A 21,087-nucleotide genomic window follows, 5' to 3' on the forward strand; every position below is an offset into this window, starting at 1 on the left:
TTCAGGATTCCGGATGGCCGCCGATAACATTCTCGTTAACGGCAGAGAGGATGACCCGGTTCGTCCGAAAAAGCCGTGTTCGCTCATCACAATTGCGGATCTCGTATGGAGTCGGCGGCAATGAAGCCGCCGGGACGATTGCAAGCGTGGAACTTCGAACTTGCCGCCGCTGAGCTAGCTGGCCGGCAGTTCGCATTTGATCGGTGCCGACATGGATCGATTGAAGCTCTCGGATCGATTGAAGCTCTCGCTGAGGACTGCGCTGCTCGTGGCGCCATTCGTGCTGTGGGGTGGAAACGCTCTCGGGCGCGACGACGGCCGCTACGCGGACTCACCCCTCAAGCCGTGGTTCGACGGCCTGCGCAGCCATCTCGGTCCGTGCTGCTCGGATGCGGATGGGTTTGCCGTCGCCGATCCCGACTGGGACTCGCACAACGGGCATTATCGGGTGCGGCTCGACGGGGAGTGGGTGGAGGTCCCGGACGAAGCCGTGATCACCGAGCCGAACCGGGCCGGCCGAACCATGGTGTGGCCGGTGAAGACCGCGTTTGGCGTTTCGATCCGCTGCTTCATGCCGGGCAGCATGACCTGACAGAGTTCAGCGCGACCGTTTGGAGGATTTGCGCTTCGACGTTTTCTTCGACGTTTTCTTCGACGTTTTCCTGGACGTTTTCTTCGAAGTCTTCTTCGTCTTCTTGGAGGTCTTCTTCTTGGAGGTCTTTTTCGCGGCCTTCTTCGGGACCTTCTTGCCCTTCTTGCGTGCCTTCGACAGGCCGATCGCGATTGCCTGCTTGCGGCTCTTCACGCGTCCGCCTCGACCGCCAGGTCCGCTCTTCGCGCTGCCCTTCTTGTAGCGTTTCATCTCGCGTTCGACATCGCTGCCGGAGCTGCGCGAGTAGCGGCGCTTCTTTGCCTTGCGTGCCATGCATGTTCTCCCTTGGCCGGGGAGAACCATCCGCGACAGGCATGGTTCCGAAAGCGGGCACGCAACGTCCTGGATTGAGCGGGTAGCCTAGAACGAATTCGCCAGCTCGATCTCCGCTTCCAGCACCTGGATGCGCCGTGCTGCCTCACTGGAGGACAGGTCCCGCGCATATTGCGCGGGTTGATAGGCCTCTTCGCTGAGCCGTTTCAGCCTGAGGCCCTGTGTCCGGGTCATCTGCTCGGTGAGGAAAGCCCTGGCATCGTATTTACCCTGAACCTGCATGTCGCTTCTCCGGACCTGAAATCGTGACTTGACTATATGTTCTTATTTTGTTCTAACAAGTCATGGACAACAGAATTAATGAAATTCGACGCAAAATCAGTGTGTTGAGGCTAGAAATGGCCGATGTCGAGGCGTCCGTGCGCGAGTTCGTCGACCGTGATCGCGACTGCACGGAGAAGGCCCTGGCGCAGATGGATCTGCGCTGGAAAATCAATCTTCTGATCGGCGAATGGAAGGCTGCAGGTGGCGGCGATGTCCTGCCGGATGTCCGCGACAGGATGCGCCTTCGTTCCGCGAAGAAAGCCGGCAATCCCGTGCGTGCTATCGCGCGCCATTGAGAGCTTTGGGAGTGTGCCGTGGAAGAAGACCCGGCGACGTACCGGATCTTGAGACTGCGCGCCGAGATTCTCGAACTGGGCTCGGCCATCCGGCAGCTGCAACGCGAGGGGCTCGACGACGCCGCGGCCCAGCTCCTGATCGTGCGCAAGAGCGAACAGCTCGATCATCTCGTGAAATCAGATCGTGCGGGCTGTCATCCCGACCTCACCGGCGGCCGTCGTTGAAGCGTACGCGCGCAGGGCGACATGCGGGCTTGTCGATGCCGGAGGTTGGCGAAGCGGCCTGAGAAGGGTTCAGCCGAACCCGCAAAGCAAAAAGGCCCCGCGATGGCGGGGCCTCCTTGAATTTCGCCGAGCAGCTACTTGGTGTTGCTCATGCCACCCTTGTTGTGCGTCATGGTGCCGCCCTGGTCGGAGCCGGGGCCGGAGCCGCCCTGACCGGAGGGATCGGCGCCCTTGGAGGATTTGGTGTTGGCGCCCGTGGTCTGCGACGACGACATGGAGGATCCATGTTTCGCCTTGTGCGACTTTGCCTGCACGGCGAACGGCGCGGCGGCGAGGCCGGTTGCCAACATCACGGCGAGGGCGAGCTTGGTTGTCTTCATGGGGGAACTCCCTGAGTTGAATTGACGCAGGCAGCCAACCGCGCTCGGTCACAGGAGTTCCGAACACAGGAGCTCCGCTGCATCACGCACACTTCAAGATTCCTTGTCCTCTGCGAGGATGAAGACGACGCCGGTGAGTGTCGCGCCGATCGCGAATGTCGTCGCCAATGTGAGGGCGAAAGCGACAGCGGCCTGGCTTCCGCCGTGGCTGAGCAGGTTGGCGACGGCTGGATTGGTCAGAACGAGCACGAGGCTGAAAGCGAGGCCGAGGGCTGCGCCCATCATCGCATGCGTCATCAGCTTGACGAGGCCGCTGGGAGAGATCAGGTCCGACGACTTTTTCGTGCGCATGGAACTCTATCCCGATCTCGCATGCAACGCCTGCGACGCTCGCCGGTTCCATCCGAATGAAGGAATTGTCATTGCCCGCTTCATCCGACGTTCATGCCGGCTTTGCGAGGATGAAGACGTCACACCACGGGAACATTCGATATGGGTAAGGTGGTCTTTCTTTACCGCTCGCTGGCCTATCGCAACGCCGCCGCGGACATCCTGGGCAAAGCGCGCAAGCTGCCCCGCGGCGCGGAGCGAAGTGCTGCTCGCCGCTATGCAAAAGCGCTGCGCGAGCTCGCCCGAACGGAAGCCTGGCTCGAAGGACGCGTCGCGCGCGAACCGCGTCCGGCGCAGCGCATGACGAATGCGTCCTCCGGCTAGCCGGATGCGCGCTGCAATTCGGCGGAGCTGGCGTCTTCGAATTTGCCTGGTGTCGTTGTCGCGGCAGTCTTGCGAATCAACGGCACCTCCAGGCGGCACAGCAGGCCCTCGGCGCGCCAATCGAAATGCGCTTGTCCACCGAGCTGGGACTCGACGCTCGCAAGCAGGCTCCGCGTGCCGAAGCCGCGGGACTTCGGGGGCCTGACAAGCGGGCCGCCGGTCTCCTCCCAGGTCAGCGTGAGCAACTCGTCCTCGGCCTGCCAGCCGATCGCGAGCCGTCCCGACCGCGTCGAGAGCGCGCCATACTTTGCCGAGTTGGTGAAAAGCTCATGCAGCGCCAGTGCCAGCGTCTGGGCGGTCGCCGGCAGCAACTGAACTTCGGGGCCTGCCAATTTGATCTGGCCGCCGAGGGAATAGGGCGCAAGCTCCTCGTCGATCAGCTTCGAGAGTTCGGCGCCCTGCCAACTCGACAGCGACAGGATCGTATGCACGCGCGCCAGTGCATTGATCCGCCCCTCGACGGCGTTGACATAGGCCTTGACCTCGTCCGCGCGGGTGAGGCGCACGATCGATTGCGCCAGTGCCAGCGCGTTCTTGGCGCGATGATCGACTTCCCGCGCCAGGAGATTCTGCCGCTCCTCGGCGCGCTTGCGTTCAGTGATGTCCACCGTCACGCCGCTGACGCGCAGAACCCGGCCGCTATCGTCGGCCGTGGCGGCGGCCGTGCCGACACACCAGCGCACATCGCCGTCAGGCCGCACGATGCGGAACTCCGTTTCATAGGCGCGCGTGCCCTTGTTGAATTCGCCGATCGCCTTGCGCAACTGATCGACCTCATCGGGATGCAACAGCGCCTGAACGTTGGCCGGGTTCACCTCGAAGCTCTCCGGGCCAACGCCAAAGATGCGATACTGCCCCTCGTCCCAGATCCAGTCGCCGGTAATCCAGTCCCAGTCCCAGGAGCCCATCTTGCCGGCGGCGATCGCCATGCTACGCCGCTCTTCGCTCTCGCGCAGCTTTGCGGTGGAATTCTCAAGCTCGGCGGTACGTGCACGTACGCGGTCCTCGAGATCCTGATTCAGCCGTTCGAGCTCGCGCGTCTTGCGGTAGAGTTCGGCAAACACCTTGACCTTGGCGCGCAGCACCTCCGGCACGACAGGCACCGGGACGTAGTCGACCGCGCCCATCTCGTAGCCGCGCAGGCGGTCGATGTCGCTGACTTGAATGGCCGAGATGAAGATCATCGCGGTCTTCTGGAAGCGCGGATGCTCGCGGATCATCGCGGCAAGTTCGAAGCCGTCGAGTTCGGGCATGCAGACGTCGACCAGGATCACCGCGATCTCGGTCTTGAGCAGCACCTCCAGAGCCTCGCGACCCGACGAGGCAATCACGAGATTCTCGCCCAGATCCTTCAGGATCACCTCATAGGCGAGCAGCTTGGCCGGCTGATCGTCGACGAGAAGGATGTTGACCTTTTGGTGGTCCATACGGGCATCCCACTCAGCGGTGCAGCCACATGCGGATTGCAAGCAGCAATTGATCGGTGTTGACGGGTTTGGCCAGGTAGTCGGACGCGCCGGCTTCGAGGCATTTCTCGCGGTCGCCCTTCATGGCCTTGGCCGTCAACGCGATGATCGGAACACGGGCGAAGGCCGGATCTTCACGAATAACGCCGATGGTCTGATAGCCATCCATCTGCGGCATCATGATGTCCATCAGCACGATGGCGATCTCCGGATTGGATTCGACCAGCGTCACCGCCTCCTTGCCGGTGGTCGCCGTCAGCACCTTCATGCCGCGCCGTTCCAGCACGCTCGACAGCGCGAAAATGTTGCGGGCGTCGTCGTCGACGAGGAGGGCGGTCTTGCCGATCAGGTCGTCGTCGGAACTGTTCAGCTTCTCCAGCATGCGCTGTTTCTCGACCGGCAATTCCGTGATCACGCGGTGCAGGAACAGCGCGGTCTCGTCGAGCAGGCGCTCCGGTGATTCCACGCCCTTGACCACGATGCTGCGCGCCATGGTGTGGAGTTCCGCATCTTCCTCGGCGGACAGCTCGCGGCCGGTGAAGACGACGACCGGGACGTTCGACAGCGCCTCGTCGTTGCGGATCTGGTCCAGCACCTCGAAGCCGCTCATGTCGGGCAGCCGCAGGTCGAGCACGACGCAATCGCAGGGGGACTCACGCAGCATCGAGAGCGCGTCGGCGCCGGTGCCGGCCGTCACGATCTCGATATCGTCGTGATGCAGGAGCTCCCGGATCGAGAGCTGTTCGGCTTCGTTGTCCTCGACGATCAGCAGCCGCTTGCGCCGCGGCCGCGCATATTCCTTGATCTGCGTCAGCGCGGCCGAGACGCCCTCGGTCGTCGTCGGCTTGTTGACGAAGGAGAAGGCGCCGCGCGCGAGCGCATGCTGGCGGTCCTCGTCGAGCGTGATGACCTGCACGGGGATGTGGCGGGTCAGCGGGTTGTGCTTGAGCTGGCTCAGCACTGTCCAGCCGAGCATATCAGGCAGGAACACGTCGAGCGAGACGGCGCGCGGCTGGTACTGCTTTGCAAGCTCCAGCGCCTCCGCGCCGCGTGCGGCGACCAGCACCTTGAAACCCTTGTCCCGGGCAAGGTCAATCAGAATACGCGCATAATGCGGATCGTCCTCGACGATCAGCAGGATGCTGTCGCCGGGTTCGAGGTTGAGCCGGTCGTCGGCGAGCTGCTCGATGACGCGCTGCTGTTCGGGCGTGGCGGGCTGCAGCGCCGGCGGCTGACTGTGTTGCTGGGGCGCAGGGCGCGGCGCGAGCGTCGGACCGGAATATTTCAGCGGCAGGTATAGCGTGAAGCACGACCCCTTGCCCGGCAAGCTGCGCAGGTGGATCTCACCGCCAAGGAGGCTTGCGAGCTCGCGGCTGATCGCAAGGCCGAGACCGGTGCCGCCATATTTGCGGCTGGTGCCGGCATCGGCTTGCTGGAACGCCTCGAAGATCAGCTTCTGCTTCTCCAGGGGAATGCCGATGCCGGTGTCGGACACTTCGAATGCGATCACGGCCGGCGCCGAGTTCAGCACGGGATGATCCGTCCCCCAGCCGCCGACCGCGGCGGCGACCTTCAGGCGCACTTCGCCCTCGGCGGTGAACTTGAAGGCGTTGGAGAGCAGGTTCTTCAAAACCTGCTGCAGGCGCTTGGAGTCGGTGACGAGGCTGCGCGCGAGATTCGGATCGAGGTCGATCTTGAACGAAAGGTTGCGGTTTTCCGCCTCGTGACGGAACGGCCGCCCGACGGTATCGAGCAGGTTCGCGGTCAAAATTTCCTCGGCGTCGACCGTCACGGTGCCGGACTCGATCTTGGAGAGATCGAGAATGTCGCTGATGAGATTGAGCAGGTCGGTGCCGGCGCCGTGGATGGTACGGGCGAATTCGACTTGCTTGCCGGTGAGATTGCCGTCCGGATTGTCGGTGAGCTGCTGTCCGAGGATCAGGATCGAGTTCAGCGGCGTGCGCAGCTCGTGACTCATGTTGGCGAGGAATTCGGACTTGTACTTCGAGGTGAGTGCCAGCTCGGTCGCCTTTTCCTCCAGTGCGCGGCGGGCCTGCTCGATCTCCTGATTCTTGCGCTCGACCTCGACGTTGCGCTCGGCGAGCTGCTGCGCCTTCTGTTCGAGCTGGTCGTTGGTCTGCTGCAACTCGCGCTGCTGGGTCTGGAGTTCGCCGGCGAGCTGTTGCGACTGCTTGAGCAAACCTTCGGTCTGCATCGTCGCTTCGATCGAGTTGAGCACGATGCCGATCGAGTCGGTGAGCTGCTCCAGGAACGTCATCTGCGAGGTCGTGAACGAGGTGAGCGAGGCCAGCTCGATCACCGCCTTGACCTGGCCTTCGAACAGCACCGGCAGCACCACGAGGTTCTTCGGCGCGACCCGGAGCAGTGCCGAATTGATCGGCACCACGTCGGCCGGAATGTCCGCGATCACGCGCGGACGCTTGTCGATCGCGCATTGGCCGATCAGGCCGTCGCCGAGCGGCAGCACGCGCTGATACGGATAGATGCCGTCGCCGGCATAGGAAGCGAGCAGCAGAAGCTGCGGACTATCCTCGTTTTCGACCTGATAGATCACGCCGGTATGCGCGTTCACCAGCGGCGACAATTCGGTGAGCAGCAGCCGGCCGACGGTGGTGAGGTCGCGCTGGCCCTGGAGCATGTTGGTGAATTTCGCAAGATTGGTCTTCAACCAGTCCTGCTCGGTGTTCACGTCCGTCGTCAGACGGAGGTTCGTGATCATCGTGTTGATGTTGTCTTTGAGCTCCGAGACCTCTCCGCGGGCGTCGACCTGGATCGACCGTGTCAGGTCGCCCTTGGTCACCGCGGTTGCGACCTCCGCGATCGCGCGCACCTGCGAGGTGAGGTTGGCCGCCAGGAGATTGACGTTACCGGTGAGATCCTTCCAGGTGCCGGCGGCGCCGGGCACGTCGGCCTGACCGCCCAGCCGCCCCTCGACGCCGACCTCGCGCGCCACCGACGTCACCTGGTCGGCGAAGGTCGCGAGCGTCTCGGTCATGTTGTTGATGGTGTCGGCGAGCGCCGCGACCTCGCCCTTCGATTTCACCGTCAGGTTCTGCTTGAGGTCGCCGTTGGCGACCGCGGTCACCACCTTGACGATGCCGCGGACCTGCTCGGTCAGGTTCGCCGCCATGAAGTTGACGGTGTCGGTGAGGTCCTTCCAGGTGCCGGCGACGCCGGGCACCTGGGCCTGGCCGCCGAGTTCGCCTTCGGTGCCGACCTCGCGCGCGACGCGCGTCACTTCGCCGGCGAAGGCATTGAGCTGGTCCACCATGGTGTTGATGGTGTTTTTCAGCTCGAGGATTTCGCCCTTCACGTCCACGGTGATCTTGCGCGACAAGTCGCCGCGCGCCACCGCAGTGGTGACCTCGGCGATATTGCGGACCTGCGTGGTGAGGTTCGCGGCCAAAAGGTTGACGTTGTCGGTGAGGTCCTTCCAGGTGCCGCCGACGCCGGGGACCACGGCTTGGCCGCCGAGCCGGCCTTCGGTGCCGACCTCGCGCGCGACGCGCGTCACTTCGGCCGCGAAGGAGCGGAGCTGCTCGACCATGGTGTTCAAGGTGTCCTTGAGCAGCAAGATCTCGCCGCGCACGTCCACCGTGATCTTTTTCGAGAGGTCGCCGCCCGCGATCGCGGTTGCGACCTCGGCGATGTTGCGGACCTGGGCCGTCAGGTTCGAGGCCATGAAGTTGACGTTGTCGGTGAGGTCCTTCCAGGTGCCGGCAACCCCGGGCACCTCGGCCTGGCCGCCGAGCTTGCCTTCGGTGCCGACCTCGCGCGCGACGCGCGTGACTTCGCCGGCAAAGGCGTTGAGCTGGTCCACCATGGTATTGATGGTGTTCTTCAGCTCCAGGATTTCGCCGCGCACGTCGACGGTGATCTTGCGCGAGAGGTCGCCGCGCGCCACGGCAGTGGTGACCTCGGCGATGTTGCGGACCTGGGCGGTGAGGTTGCCCGCCATCGAGTTGACGCTGTCGGTGAGATCCTTCCAGGTGCCGGCGACGCCGGGCACGTTGGCCTGGCCGCCGAGGCGCCCTTCGGTGCCGACCTCGCGCGCCACGCGCGTCACCTCGCCCGCGAAGCGGTTGAGCTGGTCGACCATCGTGTTCAAGGTGTCCTTGAGCTGAAGGATCTCGCCGCGCACGTCCACCGTGATCTTGCGGGACAAGTCGCCGCCGGCGATCGCGGTCGCCACTTCGGCGATGTTACGGACCTGGGCGGTGAGGTTGCCAGCCATCGAGTTGACGCTGTCGGTGAGGTCCTTCCAGGTGCCGGCGACGCCGGGCACTTCGGCTTGTCCACCGAGCTTGCCTTCGGTGCCGACTTCGCGCGCAACGCGCGTGACTTCGCCGGCGAAGGCGTTGAGCTGGTCCACCATGGTGTTGAGCGTTTCCTTCAACTGAAGGATTTCGCCGGACACGTTGACGGTGATCTTCTTCGACAAATCGCCCTTGGCCACCGCGGTCGCGACTTCGGCGATGTTGCGGACCTGCCCGGTCAGGTTCGACGCCATCGAGTTGACGCTGTCGGTGAGGTCCTTCCAGGTGCCGGCGACGCCGCGCACCTGGGCCTGGCCGCCGAGTTTGCCTTCGGTGCCGACTTCGCGCGCGACGCGCGTCACTTCACCGGCAAAGGCGTTGAGCTGGTCCACCATGGTGTTGATGGTGTCCTTCAGCTCCAGGATTTCGCCGCGCACGTCCACGGTGATCTTCTTCGACAAGTCGCCGCCGGCAACCGCCGTCGTCACCTCGGCGATGTTGCGGACCTGCGCGGTCAGGTTCGACGCCATCGAGTTGACGCTCTCGGTGAGATCCTTCCAGGTGCCGGCGACGCCGAGCACGTTGGCCTGGCCGCCGAGGCGGCCTTCGGTGCCGACCTCGCGCGCCACACGCGTCACTTCGCCGGCGAAGGCGTTGAGCTGGTCCACGCAGGTGTTCAGCGTTTCCTTCAGCTGAAGGATCTCGCCCGACACGTTCACCGTGATCTTCTTCGAGAGGTCGCCGCCGGCGATGGCGGTCGCGACGTCGGCGATGTTGCGGACCTGGGCCGTCAGGTTCGACGCCATGAAGTTGACGTTGTCGGTGAGGTCCTTCCAGGTGCCGGCGACACCAGGCACCTGGGCCTGGCCGCCGAGCTTGCCCTCGGTGCCGACCTCGCGCGCCACGCGCGTCACTTCGGAGGCGAAGGAGTTGAGCTGGTCCACCATGGTGTTGATGGTGTCCTTCAGCTCCAGGATCTCGCCGCGCACGTCCACCGTGATCTTGCGCGACAAGTCGCCGCGCGCAACGGCGGTGGTGACGTTGGCGATGTTGCGCACCTGGGCGGTGAGGTTGCCGCACATCGCGTTCACGGAATCGGTCAGGTCCTTCCAGGTACCGGCGACGCCGGGCACGATGGCCTGGCCGCCGAGCTTGCCGTCGGTGCCGACCTCGCGCGCCACGCGCGTCACTTCGGAAGCGAAGGAGCGGAGCTGGTCCACCATCGTGTTGATGGCTTCCTTGAGCTGAAGGATCTCGCCGCGGACGTCCACCGTGATCTTCTTGGACAAGTCGCCGTTGGCCACAGCGATCGTCACCTCGGCAATGTTGCGAACCTGGTTGGTCAGGTTGTTCGCCATCGAGTTGACGCTCTCGGTCAAATCCTTCCAGACGCCAGTCATTTCCGGCACCTGGGCCTGGCCGCCGAGCTTGCCCTCGGTGCCGACCTCACGCGCGACGCGCGTCACCTCGGAGGTGAACACGCCGAGCTGCTTGATCATGGTGTTGACGATGGTCGCGGACTGCAGGAATTCTCCGCGGAGCGGACGGCCGTCGACATCGAGCTTGACGGTCTGGATCAGGTCGCCTTGCGCCACGGCTGCGACCGCGCGCGTCACCTCGCGGGTTGGCCACAACAAATCGTCGATCAATGTGTTGACCGAGCCTTCCATGTCGGCCCAGGAGCCGGAGGCGAGGCCGAACTTCACGCGCTGCCGCGTCTTGCCCTCGCGGCCCACCACCTGGCCGACCAGCTCGAGCTGCTGCGCCATGCGCTGATTGGCGGCGATGATTTCATTGAAAGTGTCGGCGAGCTTGCCGTCAATGCCGAGATGGTCGCCGCTCATGCGCACCGAGAAATCGCCGTTGCGCATGGCCTGGAGGGCAAGCAGCAATTCTGCCCGGGAATCCGGCTCCGACATACCGTTGTTCTTTGGCTTTGGGCCGCGACGACCGGAGCGTGATGCAGTTCCGGTTTCGACGTCGCTCATACTCATTCCCCCGCAGGCGCCGGCCGAATCCCAGGCAAGACGCGATTGATCAAAATAGAGCTTCAGCTCAATTCGAAATCAAGCGCCAACGTACGGCACCAGGAAATGGAACCTGCGTTGCTCAGCCCAACGGAAACAATCGCGACGGACCGAAATGGTTCCATCGAGTTCCAAAATTTTCGGGCCGAAGGTCCCCCTTCAACGCGCCATTGCAAGGGACAGTTGGCTTCAGGAACGGAGTGGCGGCCCTCCCGTTAGCCCGCAAATGCAGGGAGAGCGCATATGAAAGCCGGATTTGCCGTCGTCGTGACTGTGATGGTGTTTGCCGGATCGGCTTTGGCGCAGAGCGGTGCGCCCAGCGGTCGCGGCGCCGTGACCGGCGATCCCGCCGCAAGCTCCGCCACGCCACGGGCGGATACGCCGACCACGGGCACGTCGAACCGGTCGAACCCCAGCGGTAGCGGCACCTCGAGCTCGGGCGGCAAGGATGACAATGGGGATGCCGGCCGGGACAGAATGCCGGAGAGCGACCGTACGGTGCGGCCGGAGAGCCAGCAACATCATCCGAACGACAAGTAAAGGGGCTACTTGTCCGCCATGGTGCGCTCGGCGTCCTTGACCTGCGAGCGCAACATGGGGAGCTGCTCGCGCGCGAACGCCGCAAGCGCGGCATCATCGGGTGCCTTGAGATAGCGTTCGAGCAGGTCGATCACCGATTCATATTCGGGAATCTGCGCGGCATAGAAGCTTTTGACGAAAGTTGGCCCGTCCGAGGTTTCGGGCTCGACCAGGCTCGCGCCCGCCGGAGTCGTCTTGGCGACGCGCGGTTCAGTGCCGAGCGCCTCCTGGATCGGCTTCAGGGCCTTGTCGCGCTGGGCTGCTTCTTCGGCACGCAAAGCGGCGAGGTTCTTGACCTCGGCATTGCCCTTCAGATCGGTGCTCTCCAGCAGACCCTGCTGGAAGCGGCTGAACGTGTAGAGGTCGCTGATGACCTCGGTCGCGGTCGGCGTGCGGCCGGCCGGACTGTGCTCGGCGGTGCTATCGGCAAGCGCTGCAGTGCTGATGGAGGCGAGGACTATCGCGACAAGAATCCGCATGTATAGCCAATAGTGGATGGTGACCAAAGTTCCGCAAATGTTACGATCCCGTAAGGGCCGTTGCAGCGCCCAGGTTCCGTCCCCAATTTTACCCTCATGAAACGATCCGACACTTTCAGAGACAACGCCGACAACTGCCTCCAGCTCGCTGAACGGTCCCAAGGACAGCCGGCTCACAATCGCTTCTTGCGCATGGCGGAGGCGTGGACGGCACTCGCGAACGAGCAGGACTGGCTCGACGGCGAGGTGCCGCCCGTTGCGGCCCGCAGCCGTCAAAGGCAGGAGGCGTGACGCTCTCGTTTCCGTGAATCTGCGTGTGAGACGGCTCACGGAACGCAAGCCACCAATTCATTATTCGGGAGCAGTCGATCGCGTTATTTTTTGATTCCAGGAATTTAATTCCAGAAGGAGGTTTGCGATGGCTACACGCCCACGTCTGGCTCTTCTTTCTCTCATTTTCGCCTTTGGCGTCTCGGTCGCATTTGCGACGGTGACGACGGTGCGGCAGGTGCATCATGAAAATGCATCGGCCGCAGTCCACGCGGCCCATAGTTAGCCACAGCCTCTCTTGCTCTCGGAACCTTCGAGGCTCAGGCGCGTAAGCGCTTCGAGACGACACGAGAGAGGCGAGAGCATATCATGGCCCATTCCGACCAAGGCATCATCAGAGATCAGCGCGGTGAACAGCAGCCGCGGGACAAGCAGCGCGCGCAAACGGTGCACAAGTCGAAGCGAGAGGGCTCGCCCTCTCGCGAGGCCACGCGCGATCCCAAGTTGAACGACAACAGCAAGACACCCGGCTCCGGCATGGTGCCGGATGATTCCGGCGACGCGCCGAGCGGCTAATTCCACGAGGAACGAATCCCCGCGCGAAGAGTCGAGGGATTGCTTCCGGTTGTCATGCCCCCGGTGATCCGGAAGCAATCTCCAAGGACGGCCCTGGCACCCCCGTGCCGGGGCCGTTTGCTTGAGCATCAGGCCGGGCTAATCTTCCGACTCGCGCTGCGGATGCGGGTGCGTGTGGCCGTCCGGGCCGCGCCCGAAAACCCCGAACCTGCTCGATTTGACATTAGCCCCTGCATCGACCCCGGCGGGCGGCCAGTCCGAGCTTGAGGAGTTCGCGCACCGCCGCGGCTCGCGTCGGCATGCGATGTTTGAACCGGAAGTCGTCCACCGCGGCCAGTTCTTCTGGTGACAGCATGACCTGGAGCCGCTCGGCGCGAAGGTCGTTCATGGTCAATCACCCAAAATGAGTATGTTGAGTAATCCACTCAACAAACTCATTCCACGAGGGTTCCACAAAATCCGAGCCACCAGATGGTCATCGAGCAGATAGAGCGCTGGGCCAACAGCCCGGGCCTTCAACCGCCGAGATTGCAGCCTTCGACGCAAGCGAAAGCGAGCTAACGCTTCGCGAGGGGAGGGCTCTTTGCCGACAGCGAATGGGCTGATCGGTGCGGTTTCCGGGAGACGATGCGAAGCTTGCGCCTGAGCCACCAGGCCAGTACCGAGACGACCGCCCAGACTATCAACGCTGCAGCGAAAGCGCCCGGAACGCTCGAAGCCACGGTGAGATGGAAGACGGCGGCGAATGCCAGGAGACCGACACTTCCCCAAGCGGCGCCAGCCGCGTCGAGCGCGGCGGCCTCTTGCCCGCGGCGCGTGCCGCTGAGGCCGGCCTTCTCCTTGGTGCGGCGCTCATGGCTTTCGACCAGCGTGGCGCTCGCGCAGAAGATGGCGGGAAGCGCAAGGAATAGTCCGCCGACGGACACACCGAAGCGCGCTCCCAGTATCCCCGTGAGCACGGTCGCCAGGCCACCGAGCAGGAAACGAATGCCGTATTCGTACCAGCGTGTCTGCTTTAGCGCGGAGAGTGACAGCTTGACCGGCATCAGGCCGCACCTCCGAAGCCGGCGAGCAGGCCGAAGGCGACCGCAAGCCACACGACAACAGCGAAGACGGTCGCGGGCAGCGCGGACAAACGGTATCCGATCAGCAGATGGCAGACGACAACGCTGTAGCAGCCGAGCGCGACCGCGCCATAGATCATCGTCCAGCTTTCGGCCGCAGCATATTGCGGGCCGTGCTGGACGACGGCGATGCCGAGCGTCGCCAGTGCGACTGACGGCGCTGCGCCAAGCAGTCCCGCAAAGCTTTTGGGTTTAAGCATATCGCCGAAGATCGCAAAGGCGGAGACGATGATGCCACCGGCAATGAATCGCAGGACATATTCGGTCACGGCCGTTCCCGCCGATTGACCTGCTCGCGGAACGATCGCGTCAGTGTCCATGGCCGCAACAGTCTCTCTACGGCCGCGCCAAGCGCAAATCCTGCGACCACGTCGCTTGCCCAATGCGCGAGCACCGCGATCCGTGTCAGCGAAAGCGCGACCGCAACCGTGCGCACCAATCGACGCGGCGCTTCGGGCAGCAAGCCCGCCGCCGAGGCAAGTGCGCCCATATGGACTGCGTGACCGGACGGGAAGGCGTCGCGCGCCTGTCCTGAGACGGGTACTCCATGTCGGTGTCCGCGTATGGTCAGCCGGTCAGGCCTGATCTGATCGAACACGGATTTCAGGACATGAGGCAGAACGGCCGTCGCTAGCGACACAGCCAGAACGTGATTTGCCACGGGCCGCTGTTGCGGCTGCCAAATATGAGCATAGAGCCACCCCGCTGCGGCCAGCGCGAGCAGCACGTGCTCGTCGGCGGCCCAGGTTAATGTCTGCGCGGTGTGCTCGACGCCTGAATTGGTGTGATCAGCGATCTCGTTCGCGATCGCGACGTCGATCCGGTTAGGTTTGACGTTGACTAAGGCCATCGATCTGCAAGCGTGATGTCTCCATGACGGTCTTGCAAAGCCCGGAGACAAAGAAGGTTCCTGAGCTCTGCCTCGTAGCATATGCAAGCCGGCGTCCTCGGAAACTCGTTACTTGGACTGGCCGACGCTCGGTGCCTTGCCGAGCTCCTTGGCCATGTCGAGGTGGTGCTTGAGCGTCGGCAGCGTCTTGCCGGCCCAATCCTTCAGGTCGGAATTGTCCCCGCCTTTGGCGTAACGCTCGAACAGCGAGACTGCGTCCTCATGGGCGCTGACCTGGTAGGAATTGTAATCCGCGCTGAAGTCCTTGCCATTCGCGCTCTTGAGCTTGTCGAGCTTGCTCTGGTGCGAGCTGTCGAGCGCCATCGGCAGGGTTGCCTGCACCTTGCCGCCGCTAACGAGGCCCTTCAGTTCACCGCTGGTCTTGGTGTGGTCGGTCACCATCTGTTGCGCAAAACTCTTCTCCTGCGCGTTGCCCTTCTGCTCGGCGAGCTTGCTCGATTCGATCTCGAACATGTCGCTGATGGCGACCTCCTTGACGAAGTCGGCGGTCGCAGGCGCGACGCCGAGCACCGAGTTGACGCCGGTCTTCTCACCGAGCGACTGGGCGAGCGTGGGGCCTGCGAGAAGCACGCAAGCAAAGGCGATGACGGTACGTTTCATGGTCCGGTCCCTCCGGTTGAGCGCGCAGCCTCCCGCGCGACATTGCGCCGACCAACACGCCGCAGGGGCCGAGGTTCCTAACGGCTAATCCGTGGGATGCCGTCCTGTGCGCGGATTGATGGGATCGGTCGGCTTGCGCCGAAGCCGTTCAGGCAGAAACGGCTCGGTCGGCGTGGCGGTGGCCTCGGCACGTACGTCTGCATGGCGTTGCGCCCGTTCATGCGGCGTCCAGTTGTCGTTGATCTGCCGCTTCACGTCGAGGCCATCGACGGGATCGTTGACGCCGTGCTGGATATCGCGGAAATCGCTCATGCTTCACCTCATTCCTTTCCAGGCAGGATCTTTTCCAACATCTGCCGCGCCGCCCCCTTGATCACTCCGCTCTCGTTGGGATCGCCCTTCATCAAGGCGAGCTAGAAATTCTTCGCCTGCTGCAAGGTGACGTGCGGCGGCAGCGGCGGCACTTCGGGGTCGGTCTTCACCTCCAGCACGACCGGCATCTCGCTCGCCAGCGCCTGCTCCCAGGCCGAGCCCAGCAGCTGCGGGCTGTCGACGTAGATGCCGGAGAGGCCGATCAACTCGGCAAAGCGCGAATAGGACACGTTTGGGATGCGCTGCGATGCCTCGAATTTTGGATCGCCGTTGATGATGCGCTGCTCCCAGGTCACCTGGTTGAGATCTTCGTTATTGAACACACAGACGATGAAGCGCGGATCCTTCCAGTCGCGCCGATATTTCGCGGCGGTGATCAGCTCGGCCATGTTGTTCATCTGCATCGCGCCGTCGCCGACGAGTGCAATCACGGGGCGGTCGGGATGGGCATATTTCGCGGCGAGCGCATAGGGCACCGCGGCACCCATGGAGGCGAGGCCGCCGGAGAGCGAGGCCGTCATGCCGCGGCGCATCTTCAGGTCGCGCGCGAACCAATTGGCGCAGGAGCCGGAATCACTGGTGATGATGGCCCGGTCCGGCAGGCGCGGCGACAATTCCCAGGCGACGAGCTGCGGATTGACCGGTGCTGCTGGCTGATGTGCGCGGTCATCCAGCGTCTTCCACCATTTCGCGACGTCGGCTTCGATACCCTGGCGCCAGGCGCCGTCGCTCTTGGGTTTCAGTCGCGGCAGCAGTGCGCGCAGCGTCTCGGCGGCGTCGCCGATGAGACCGACCTCCATGGGAAAGCGAATCGACATCATGCTGGCGTCGATGTCGATCTGCACGCCGCGCGTCGCGCCTTCTTTCGGCAGGAATTCGGCATAGGGAAAAGCGGAGCCGACCATCAGCAGCGTGTCGCATTCCATCATCATGTTGTAGCTGGGCTCGGTGCCGAGCAGGCCGATCGAGCCGGTGACCCAGGGCAGGTCGTCGGGCAGCACAGCCTTGCCGAGCAGCGCTTTGGCACAGCCGGCCGACAGCCGGTCGGCGACCGCGATCGCCTCTTCGGTGGCATGCAGCGCGCCGGCGCCGACGAGCATCGCGACCTTCTTGCCGGCGTTGAGCACTTCGGCGGCACGGTCGAGATCAGCGTCACGAGGCTTGATGCTGGGAGCGCTATAGCCGATGCCAGAATGCAGGGTGCCGTGAGCGCGCGGCGGATCCTCGTACGGCTCCTCCTGGATATCGTTGGGCAAGATGATCACGGTTGGCGTCCGCCGGGCCAGCGCGATCCGGATCGATCGATCAATCAGATGCCGAATCTGCGCCGGCGAGGATACCTGCATGACGTAGGCGCCAGCCACATCCTTGAACATCGAGACGAGATCAAGTTCCTGCTGATAATGTCCGCCCAGCGCATTGCGTGCCTGCTGACCGACGATCGCAAGCACCGGCTGGTGATCGAGCAGGGCATCGTAGAGACCGGTAATCAAATGCGAGGCGCCGGGGCCCGAAGTTGCGATGCAGACGCCGAGCTGGTCGGAGAACTTCGCATAGGCGGTCGCCATGAAGGCGGCCATCTCCTCATGCCGGGCTTGGACAAAGCCGATCTTGCCCTCAGCACGCTGAAGGGCACCGAACACGCCGTTGATTCCGTCGCCGGGATAGCCAAAGAGGTGGCGCACTCCCCATTGATGCAGACGCTGAACGATGAAGTCGGAGACGGTCTGGGACATCGGGGGAGGCTCTTCGTTCCAGGAACTTTGATTCGGGGACTTGAAGTCGAGAGAACTGCCTGTTTCAGGCGATGTTCCTCAACTCACGCGGAACAAGCTGGAACGATCGCTCACTCATTCGGGTTGTCTCAATACTGGCTGAGTGGAGAATTGAGATGTTGAATCAAGGCGAACTGGACCAAAACGAGATGGGCCGCTTGATCGGCAGCGACAAGGTCGAGGGAACATCGGTCTATGGCGCCGATCGCAACAAGATCGGCTCGATCGAACGCGTGATGATCGACAAGGTCAGCGGCAAAGTGTCCTACGCCGTGCTCGGTTTCGGCGGTTTCCTGGGCCTCGGCAACGACCACTATCCGCTACCGTGGCAGTCGCTGAAATACGACACGGAGCTTGGCGGCTACCTCACCGGCATTACCACCAAGGAGCTGGAAGGCGCGCCGAAATACGGCGAACGGAGTGATTGGAACTGGGGTGATGACGCCGCAGTTCGCGGTATCAACTCCTACTACGGCGTCCCCTTCGCTTAGGATTCACGGAAAGGGAGTTCGATGAGCAAGGAACGGCCGAACGACGATCCCCGGCAGCAGAGCGACTGGGGTTCGCACAAGCAAACGGACAAGCCCTGGAAAGGCAATCCGGAAAAGGAGCAGGGATCGGGCGAGGTGAAACCCGATCTCGAAAAATGGCATGAGACCAATACGCACTGAGCAAGCTGTTAATAATGAATTCGCAGCAAGCGCGGCGTGCACGATGCCGCGCTTGTTCTTTGAGCAGTCACATTGACGTATGACACCGTCGCTTGCGCAGGCCGGAACCATGCCTTCGCACTGCGGTTAGGCCTCCGGTGCGAGCCGGACTGAGGCGGCTTAGTACCGACAGAGGTGTTCACCGTGGATGCTCAAACCCGGGAGCATGGGCCGTCCGCGGAGCCGCCGCAGAGGGCGAAGGAAGCTCCGGAGACATCTCCTGATCAGGCCCGCGACGCCAAAGATCAGAAGCCGGCGAAGATGCCATCGCTGCGAGATCGGATGCGCGAGCATTGGCTGCTCGCCACGGTCGGCGCCATTGTGTTGCTCGCGGCCCTGATCGCTGGCCTGCTCTACTGGCTCCAGGTGCGTCACTATGAATCCACCGACGACGCCTTCGTCGCGGCGCGCAGCTTTTCGGTGGCCGCGAAGGTCGGCGGCTACGTGACCGATATTCCGGTCACGGACAACCAGCATGCCAACGCCGGCGATCTCCTTGCCAAGATCGACGAGCGCGACTATCGCATCGCCATACAGCAGGCCGCGGCTCAAGTTGCGATCTCAACGGCGAACATCGCCAACGTCGGGGCCCAGATCGTTTCACAACAGGAACAGATCAAGCAGGCCCAGGCGCAGCTCGAACAAGCGCAGGCGCAGCTCCAGTTCTCGCAGGAGGAGTTCAAGCGCGCGGAAGATCTCGTCGAGAAGGGCGCCGGCACCGTGCAGCGCCAGCAACAGACCCGCTCCGATCTTCAGGCGCAGCAGGCCAACACTGAACGTGCGAAGACCGCGGTGACCGCCGCGCAAGTCGGCATCAAGACGCTGCAAGCGCAGCTCGAGGGCGCCCGCGCGCAGCTCGCGCAGTCGCAGACGCAGCTCGATCAGGCCAAGCTGAACCTGCAATATACCAGCGTCGTTGCGGCGCAGTCCGGCCGCGTCGTCAAGCTCAGTGGTGCCAAGGGTACTTTTGTCACTGCGGGACAAAGCCTGATGATGTTCGTGCCCGACGAGGTCTGGATCGTCGCCAACTACAAGGAGACGCAGCTCAACGACATGCGGCCGGGCCAGCCGGTCGAGATCCGCATCGACGCCTATCCCGGGCGTAAGCTGACCGGTCATGTCGATTCCGTGCAGCCGGGCTCCGGCACCGCCTTCAGCCTGTTGCCGGCGGAGAACGCCACCGGCAATTACGTCAAGGTGGTGCAGCGCGTGCCGGTGAAGATCGTGGTCGACAGCTGGCCGGCCGATTTGCCCGTTGGCCCCGGCATGTCGGTCGTGCCGTGGACCAGGGTGCGATGACGGACACAGCGCCGGGAGGCGCGTCCGCTGCAGGTTGGTCGCCGGAGCGCTCGGCGGCGGGCGGTCATAATCCTTATCTCATCGCCTTCGTCGTCTCGATTGCGACCTTCATGGAGGTGCTCGACACCACCATTGCCAACGTCGCCTTGCGCCACATCGCTGGTGGGCTTGCCGTCGGCATCGACGAGAGCACCTACGTCATCACCAGCTATCTCGTAGCCAACGCCATCGTGCTCTCGATCTCGGGCTGGCTGTCGACCGTGATCGGCCGCAAGCGCTTCTACATGATCTGCGTTGCGATCTTCACGCTCTCCTCGCTTTTGTGTGGCTTTGCCTGGAATTTGCAGGCTCTGGTGCTGTTCCGCATCGTTCAGGGCCTTGGCGGCGGCGGCATGGCGACCAGCGAGCAAGCGATCCTCGCCGACTCCTTTCCGCCACACAAGCGCGGTCAGGCCTTTGCGATCTATGGCGTCGCTGTCGTGGTCGCGCCCGTGATCGGACCGACGCTCGGCGGCTGGATCACCGACACCTATACCTGGCACTGGGTGTTCCTGATCAACGTTCCCATGGGGATGCTGTCGCTCTTACTGGTCGGCACACTGGTCAAGGAGCCGTCGGGTGCCGAGGAAGAGAGGGAGAAGCTGCTGAGCAAGGGGCTGCGGGTCGACTATATCGGCTTCCTGCTGGTCGCAATCGGGCTGGGCTCGCTCGAATACGTGCTCGACGAAGGCCAGCGCAATGACTGGTTCGGCTCGAACATGATCGTGTTCTTCGCGGTGCTTTCGGCCGTGTCACTGCTTGCGCTGATCCCGTGGGAGCTGACGCGTGAGGATCCCATCGTCGATCTCCGCCTGCTCGGCCGCCGCCAGTTCGCCGCCTGCTTTCTGGTCATGCTCGGCACCGGCGCGGTGTTGATATCCACGACGCAACTCCTGCCGCAACTGCTCCAGACCGAGCTGAACTACACAGCCATGCTGGCCGGTCTCGCGCTGTCACCGGGCGGAATCGCGACCCTGGTGCTGATGCCGGTGGTGGGCCGTCTCGTCAGTAGCGTGCAGCCGAAATACCTCATCATGTTCGGCGCTGCCATCGTCGCCTTCTCGATGTGGCATCTCACCGGGCTCACCGGCGACATCACCTACGGCTATGCCGCGATGTCGCGCATCTTCCTCGCCATCGGTCTGCCTTTCCTGTTCCTGCCGGTCACGACCGCGTCCTATGACGGCGTGCCGCCCGACAAGACCAACCAGGCTTCAGCGCTGATCAACGTCGCCCGCAACATCGGTGGCTCCATGGGTGTCGCACTGGCGCAGACTATTCTGGCGCAACGCCAGCAATTCCATCAGAGCCGCCTGATCGAGCACGCCGCGCCATCCGATCTCGGCTACCAGCAAACCATCGAGACGATGACCCGCTTCTTCCAGGCCCAGGGCTCGAACGCGAGCGATGCGGCCTCGCAGGGCGGTCGCCTGGGTCGGCCGCACCTTGCAGCAGCAGGTCGATTTGCTGGCCTACATCGATGTGTTCTGGACGCTCGCGATCATCGCGTTGCTGATGATCCCGACCGCCGCAGTGCTGCGCCCGATCAAGCTGGGCGCCCCTGCGCGGGGGCATTGAGCCAACGGTCGTTCGGAGAGAAATGGTGACCGCGGCGCAAAAGTCCGGCTAGACTGGTCCGAACACCAAGCAAAAGTCCGGG

22 protein-coding genes and 3 pseudogenes are annotated in these 21,087 nt (G+C 63.4%); 11 read left to right on the top strand and 14 right to left on the bottom strand.

Annotated elements, in window-relative coordinates; all coding sequences use genetic code 11:
• The first annotated feature begins 211 nt into the window (after positions 1-211).
• Positions 212-592: a hypothetical protein gene (locus ACVWYI_RS11140; protein ID WP_456661992.1), complete on the top strand. Its 381-nt coding sequence runs from the start codon at positions 212-214 to the stop codon at positions 590-592.
• Positions 593-598: 6 nt separating this feature from the next.
• Here the strand turns inward: ACVWYI_RS11140 and ACVWYI_RS11145 are convergent, their stop codons facing one another.
• Entirely contained in the window at positions 599-925 is a 327-nt protein-coding gene (locus tag ACVWYI_RS11145; RefSeq protein ID WP_456661993.1) for a DUF6496 domain-containing protein, read from the bottom strand.
• A gap of 87 nt (positions 926-1,012) precedes the next feature.
• Entirely contained in the window at positions 1,013-1,207 is a 195-nt protein-coding gene (locus ACVWYI_RS11150) for a DUF3072 domain-containing protein (RefSeq protein WP_247327823.1), read from the bottom strand.
• Positions 1,208-1,323: 116 nt separating this feature from the next.
• Between ACVWYI_RS11150 and ACVWYI_RS11155 the strand changes: the two genes are divergently transcribed.
• Together ACVWYI_RS11155 and ACVWYI_RS11160 are read left to right on the top strand one after the other, a co-directional pair.
• Positions 1,324-1,545: a hypothetical protein gene (locus ACVWYI_RS11155; RefSeq protein WP_456664505.1), complete on the top strand. Its 222-nt coding sequence runs from the start codon at positions 1,324-1,326 to the stop codon at positions 1,543-1,545.
• A gap of 18 nt (positions 1,546-1,563) precedes the next feature.
• Positions 1,564-1,770 carry a hypothetical protein gene (locus ACVWYI_RS11160; protein WP_456661994.1) on the top strand — a complete coding sequence of 69 codons (207 nt, stop codon included), beginning with the start codon at positions 1,564-1,566 and terminating at the stop codon, positions 1,768-1,770.
• A 134-nt stretch (positions 1,771-1,904) separates the two neighbouring features.
• Here the strand turns inward: ACVWYI_RS11160 and ACVWYI_RS11165 are convergent, their stop codons facing one another.
• Together ACVWYI_RS11165 and ACVWYI_RS11170 are read right to left on the bottom strand one after the other, a co-directional pair.
• The gene (locus ACVWYI_RS11165; RefSeq protein WP_247347973.1) at positions 1,905-2,150 is read right to left on the bottom strand and encodes a hypothetical protein; all 246 of its coding nucleotides are present in this window, start codon (positions 2,148-2,150) and stop codon (positions 1,905-1,907) included.
• A 93-nt stretch (positions 2,151-2,243) separates the two neighbouring features.
• Positions 2,244-2,501, bottom strand: a complete 258-nt coding sequence (locus ACVWYI_RS11170; protein WP_247347974.1) for a hypothetical protein — start codon at positions 2,499-2,501, stop codon at positions 2,244-2,246.
• Between the two features lie 141 nt (positions 2,502-2,642).
• On the opposite strand from ACVWYI_RS11170, the gene ACVWYI_RS11175 reads away from it, so the two are divergent.
• The gene (locus tag ACVWYI_RS11175) at positions 2,643-2,864 is read left to right on the top strand and encodes a hypothetical protein (RefSeq protein WP_247347975.1); all 222 of its coding nucleotides are present in this window, start codon (positions 2,643-2,645) and stop codon (positions 2,862-2,864) included.
• On the opposite strand, the gene ACVWYI_RS11180 is transcribed toward ACVWYI_RS11175, so the two are convergent.
• Entirely contained in the window at positions 2,861-4,351 is a 1,491-nt protein-coding gene (locus ACVWYI_RS11180) for an HWE histidine kinase domain-containing protein (protein ID WP_247441916.1), read from the bottom strand. The two genes, ACVWYI_RS11175 and ACVWYI_RS11180, sit on opposite strands and share 4 nt — an antisense overlap.
• Positions 4,352-4,364: 13 nt before the next feature.
• Positions 4,365-10,655, bottom strand: a complete 6,291-nt coding sequence (locus tag ACVWYI_RS11185; protein WP_456661995.1) for a HAMP domain-containing protein — start codon at positions 10,653-10,655, stop codon at positions 4,365-4,367.
• A 282-nt stretch (positions 10,656-10,937) separates the two neighbouring features.
• Between ACVWYI_RS11185 and ACVWYI_RS11190 the strand changes: the two genes are divergently transcribed.
• Positions 10,938-11,234: a hypothetical protein gene (locus ACVWYI_RS11190; protein WP_456661996.1), complete on the top strand. Its 297-nt coding sequence runs from the start codon at positions 10,938-10,940 to the stop codon at positions 11,232-11,234.
• Between the two features lie 5 nt (positions 11,235-11,239).
• On the opposite strand, the gene ACVWYI_RS11195 is transcribed toward ACVWYI_RS11190, so the two are convergent.
• On the bottom strand, positions 11,240-11,752 hold the full coding sequence (locus ACVWYI_RS11195) for a DUF4142 domain-containing protein (RefSeq protein WP_456661997.1): 513 nt from the start codon (positions 11,750-11,752) through the stop codon (positions 11,240-11,242).
• Between the two features lie 96 nt (positions 11,753-11,848).
• Between ACVWYI_RS11195 and ACVWYI_RS11200 the strand changes: the two genes are divergently transcribed.
• Complete coding sequence (locus ACVWYI_RS11200) at positions 11,849-12,043, top strand: hypothetical protein (protein WP_247347985.1); 195 nt, start codon at positions 11,849-11,851, stop codon at positions 12,041-12,043.
• Positions 12,044-12,391: 348 nt separating this feature from the next.
• A complete protein-coding gene (locus ACVWYI_RS11205) occupies positions 12,392-12,598 on the top strand; it encodes a hypothetical protein (protein ID WP_247347987.1) in 207 nt (68 codons plus the stop codon).
• Between the two features lie 138 nt (positions 12,599-12,736).
• On the opposite strand, the pseudogene ACVWYI_RS11210 reads toward ACVWYI_RS11205, so the two are convergent.
• From ACVWYI_RS11210 to ACVWYI_RS11240, 7 genes and pseudogenes are all read right to left on the bottom strand, one after another.
• Positions 12,737-12,986, bottom strand: a pseudogene (locus ACVWYI_RS11210) (hypothetical protein).
• Positions 12,987-13,155: 169 nt separating this feature from the next.
• The gene (locus ACVWYI_RS11215; protein WP_456661998.1) at positions 13,156-13,644 is read right to left on the bottom strand and encodes a DUF3147 family protein; all 489 of its coding nucleotides are present in this window, start codon (positions 13,642-13,644) and stop codon (positions 13,156-13,158) included.
• A complete protein-coding gene (locus ACVWYI_RS11220; RefSeq protein ID WP_456661999.1) occupies positions 13,644-13,991 on the bottom strand; it encodes a DUF3147 family protein in 348 nt (115 codons plus the stop codon). Before ACVWYI_RS11220 ends, ACVWYI_RS11215 begins: the two co-directional genes overlap by 1 nt.
• On the bottom strand, positions 13,988-14,572 hold the full coding sequence (locus ACVWYI_RS11225; RefSeq protein WP_456650932.1) for a phosphatase PAP2 family protein: 585 nt from the start codon (positions 14,570-14,572) through the stop codon (positions 13,988-13,990). The genes ACVWYI_RS11220 and ACVWYI_RS11225 overlap by 4 nt, the downstream gene beginning before the upstream one ends.
• 108 nt (positions 14,573-14,680) lie before the next feature.
• Positions 14,681-15,232, bottom strand: a complete 552-nt coding sequence (locus ACVWYI_RS11230; RefSeq protein ID WP_456662000.1) for a DUF4142 domain-containing protein — start codon at positions 15,230-15,232, stop codon at positions 14,681-14,683.
• 84 nt (positions 15,233-15,316) lie between these two features.
• Positions 15,317-15,544 (bottom strand): hypothetical protein, encoded by a 228-nt coding sequence (locus ACVWYI_RS11235; protein ID WP_456662001.1) that lies wholly within the window; start codon positions 15,542-15,544, stop codon positions 15,317-15,319.
• A gap of 8 nt (positions 15,545-15,552) precedes the next feature.
• A pseudogene (locus tag ACVWYI_RS11240) lies at positions 15,553-17,340 on the bottom strand (thiamine pyrophosphate-requiring protein).
• A gap of 155 nt (positions 17,341-17,495) precedes the next feature.
• Here ACVWYI_RS11240 and ACVWYI_RS11245 point away from each other — a divergent pair.
• The 4 genes and pseudogenes from ACVWYI_RS11245 to ACVWYI_RS11260 all read left to right on the top strand — a co-directional run bounded on the left by ACVWYI_RS11245 (position 17,496) and on the right by ACVWYI_RS11260 (position 21,005).
• Positions 17,496-17,870, top strand: coding sequence for a PRC-barrel domain-containing protein (locus tag ACVWYI_RS11245; RefSeq protein ID WP_456662002.1), 375 nt, complete (start codon positions 17,496-17,498; stop codon positions 17,868-17,870).
• Positions 17,871-17,891: 21 nt separating this feature from the next.
• The gene (locus ACVWYI_RS11250) at positions 17,892-18,050 is read left to right on the top strand and encodes a hypothetical protein (RefSeq protein WP_247348003.1); all 159 of its coding nucleotides are present in this window, start codon (positions 17,892-17,894) and stop codon (positions 18,048-18,050) included.
• A gap of 183 nt (positions 18,051-18,233) precedes the next feature.
• Entirely contained in the window at positions 18,234-19,388 is a 1,155-nt protein-coding gene (locus ACVWYI_RS11255; protein WP_456662003.1) for an HlyD family secretion protein, read from the top strand.
• Positions 19,385-21,005 (top strand): annotated as a pseudogene (locus ACVWYI_RS11260) (DHA2 family efflux MFS transporter permease subunit). The gene ACVWYI_RS11255 and the pseudogene ACVWYI_RS11260 overlap by 4 nt, the downstream one beginning before the upstream one ends.
• Positions 21,006-21,087 lie beyond the last annotated feature (82 nt).

It is taken from the genome of Bradyrhizobium sp. LB13.1 (genome assembly GCF_054056815.1).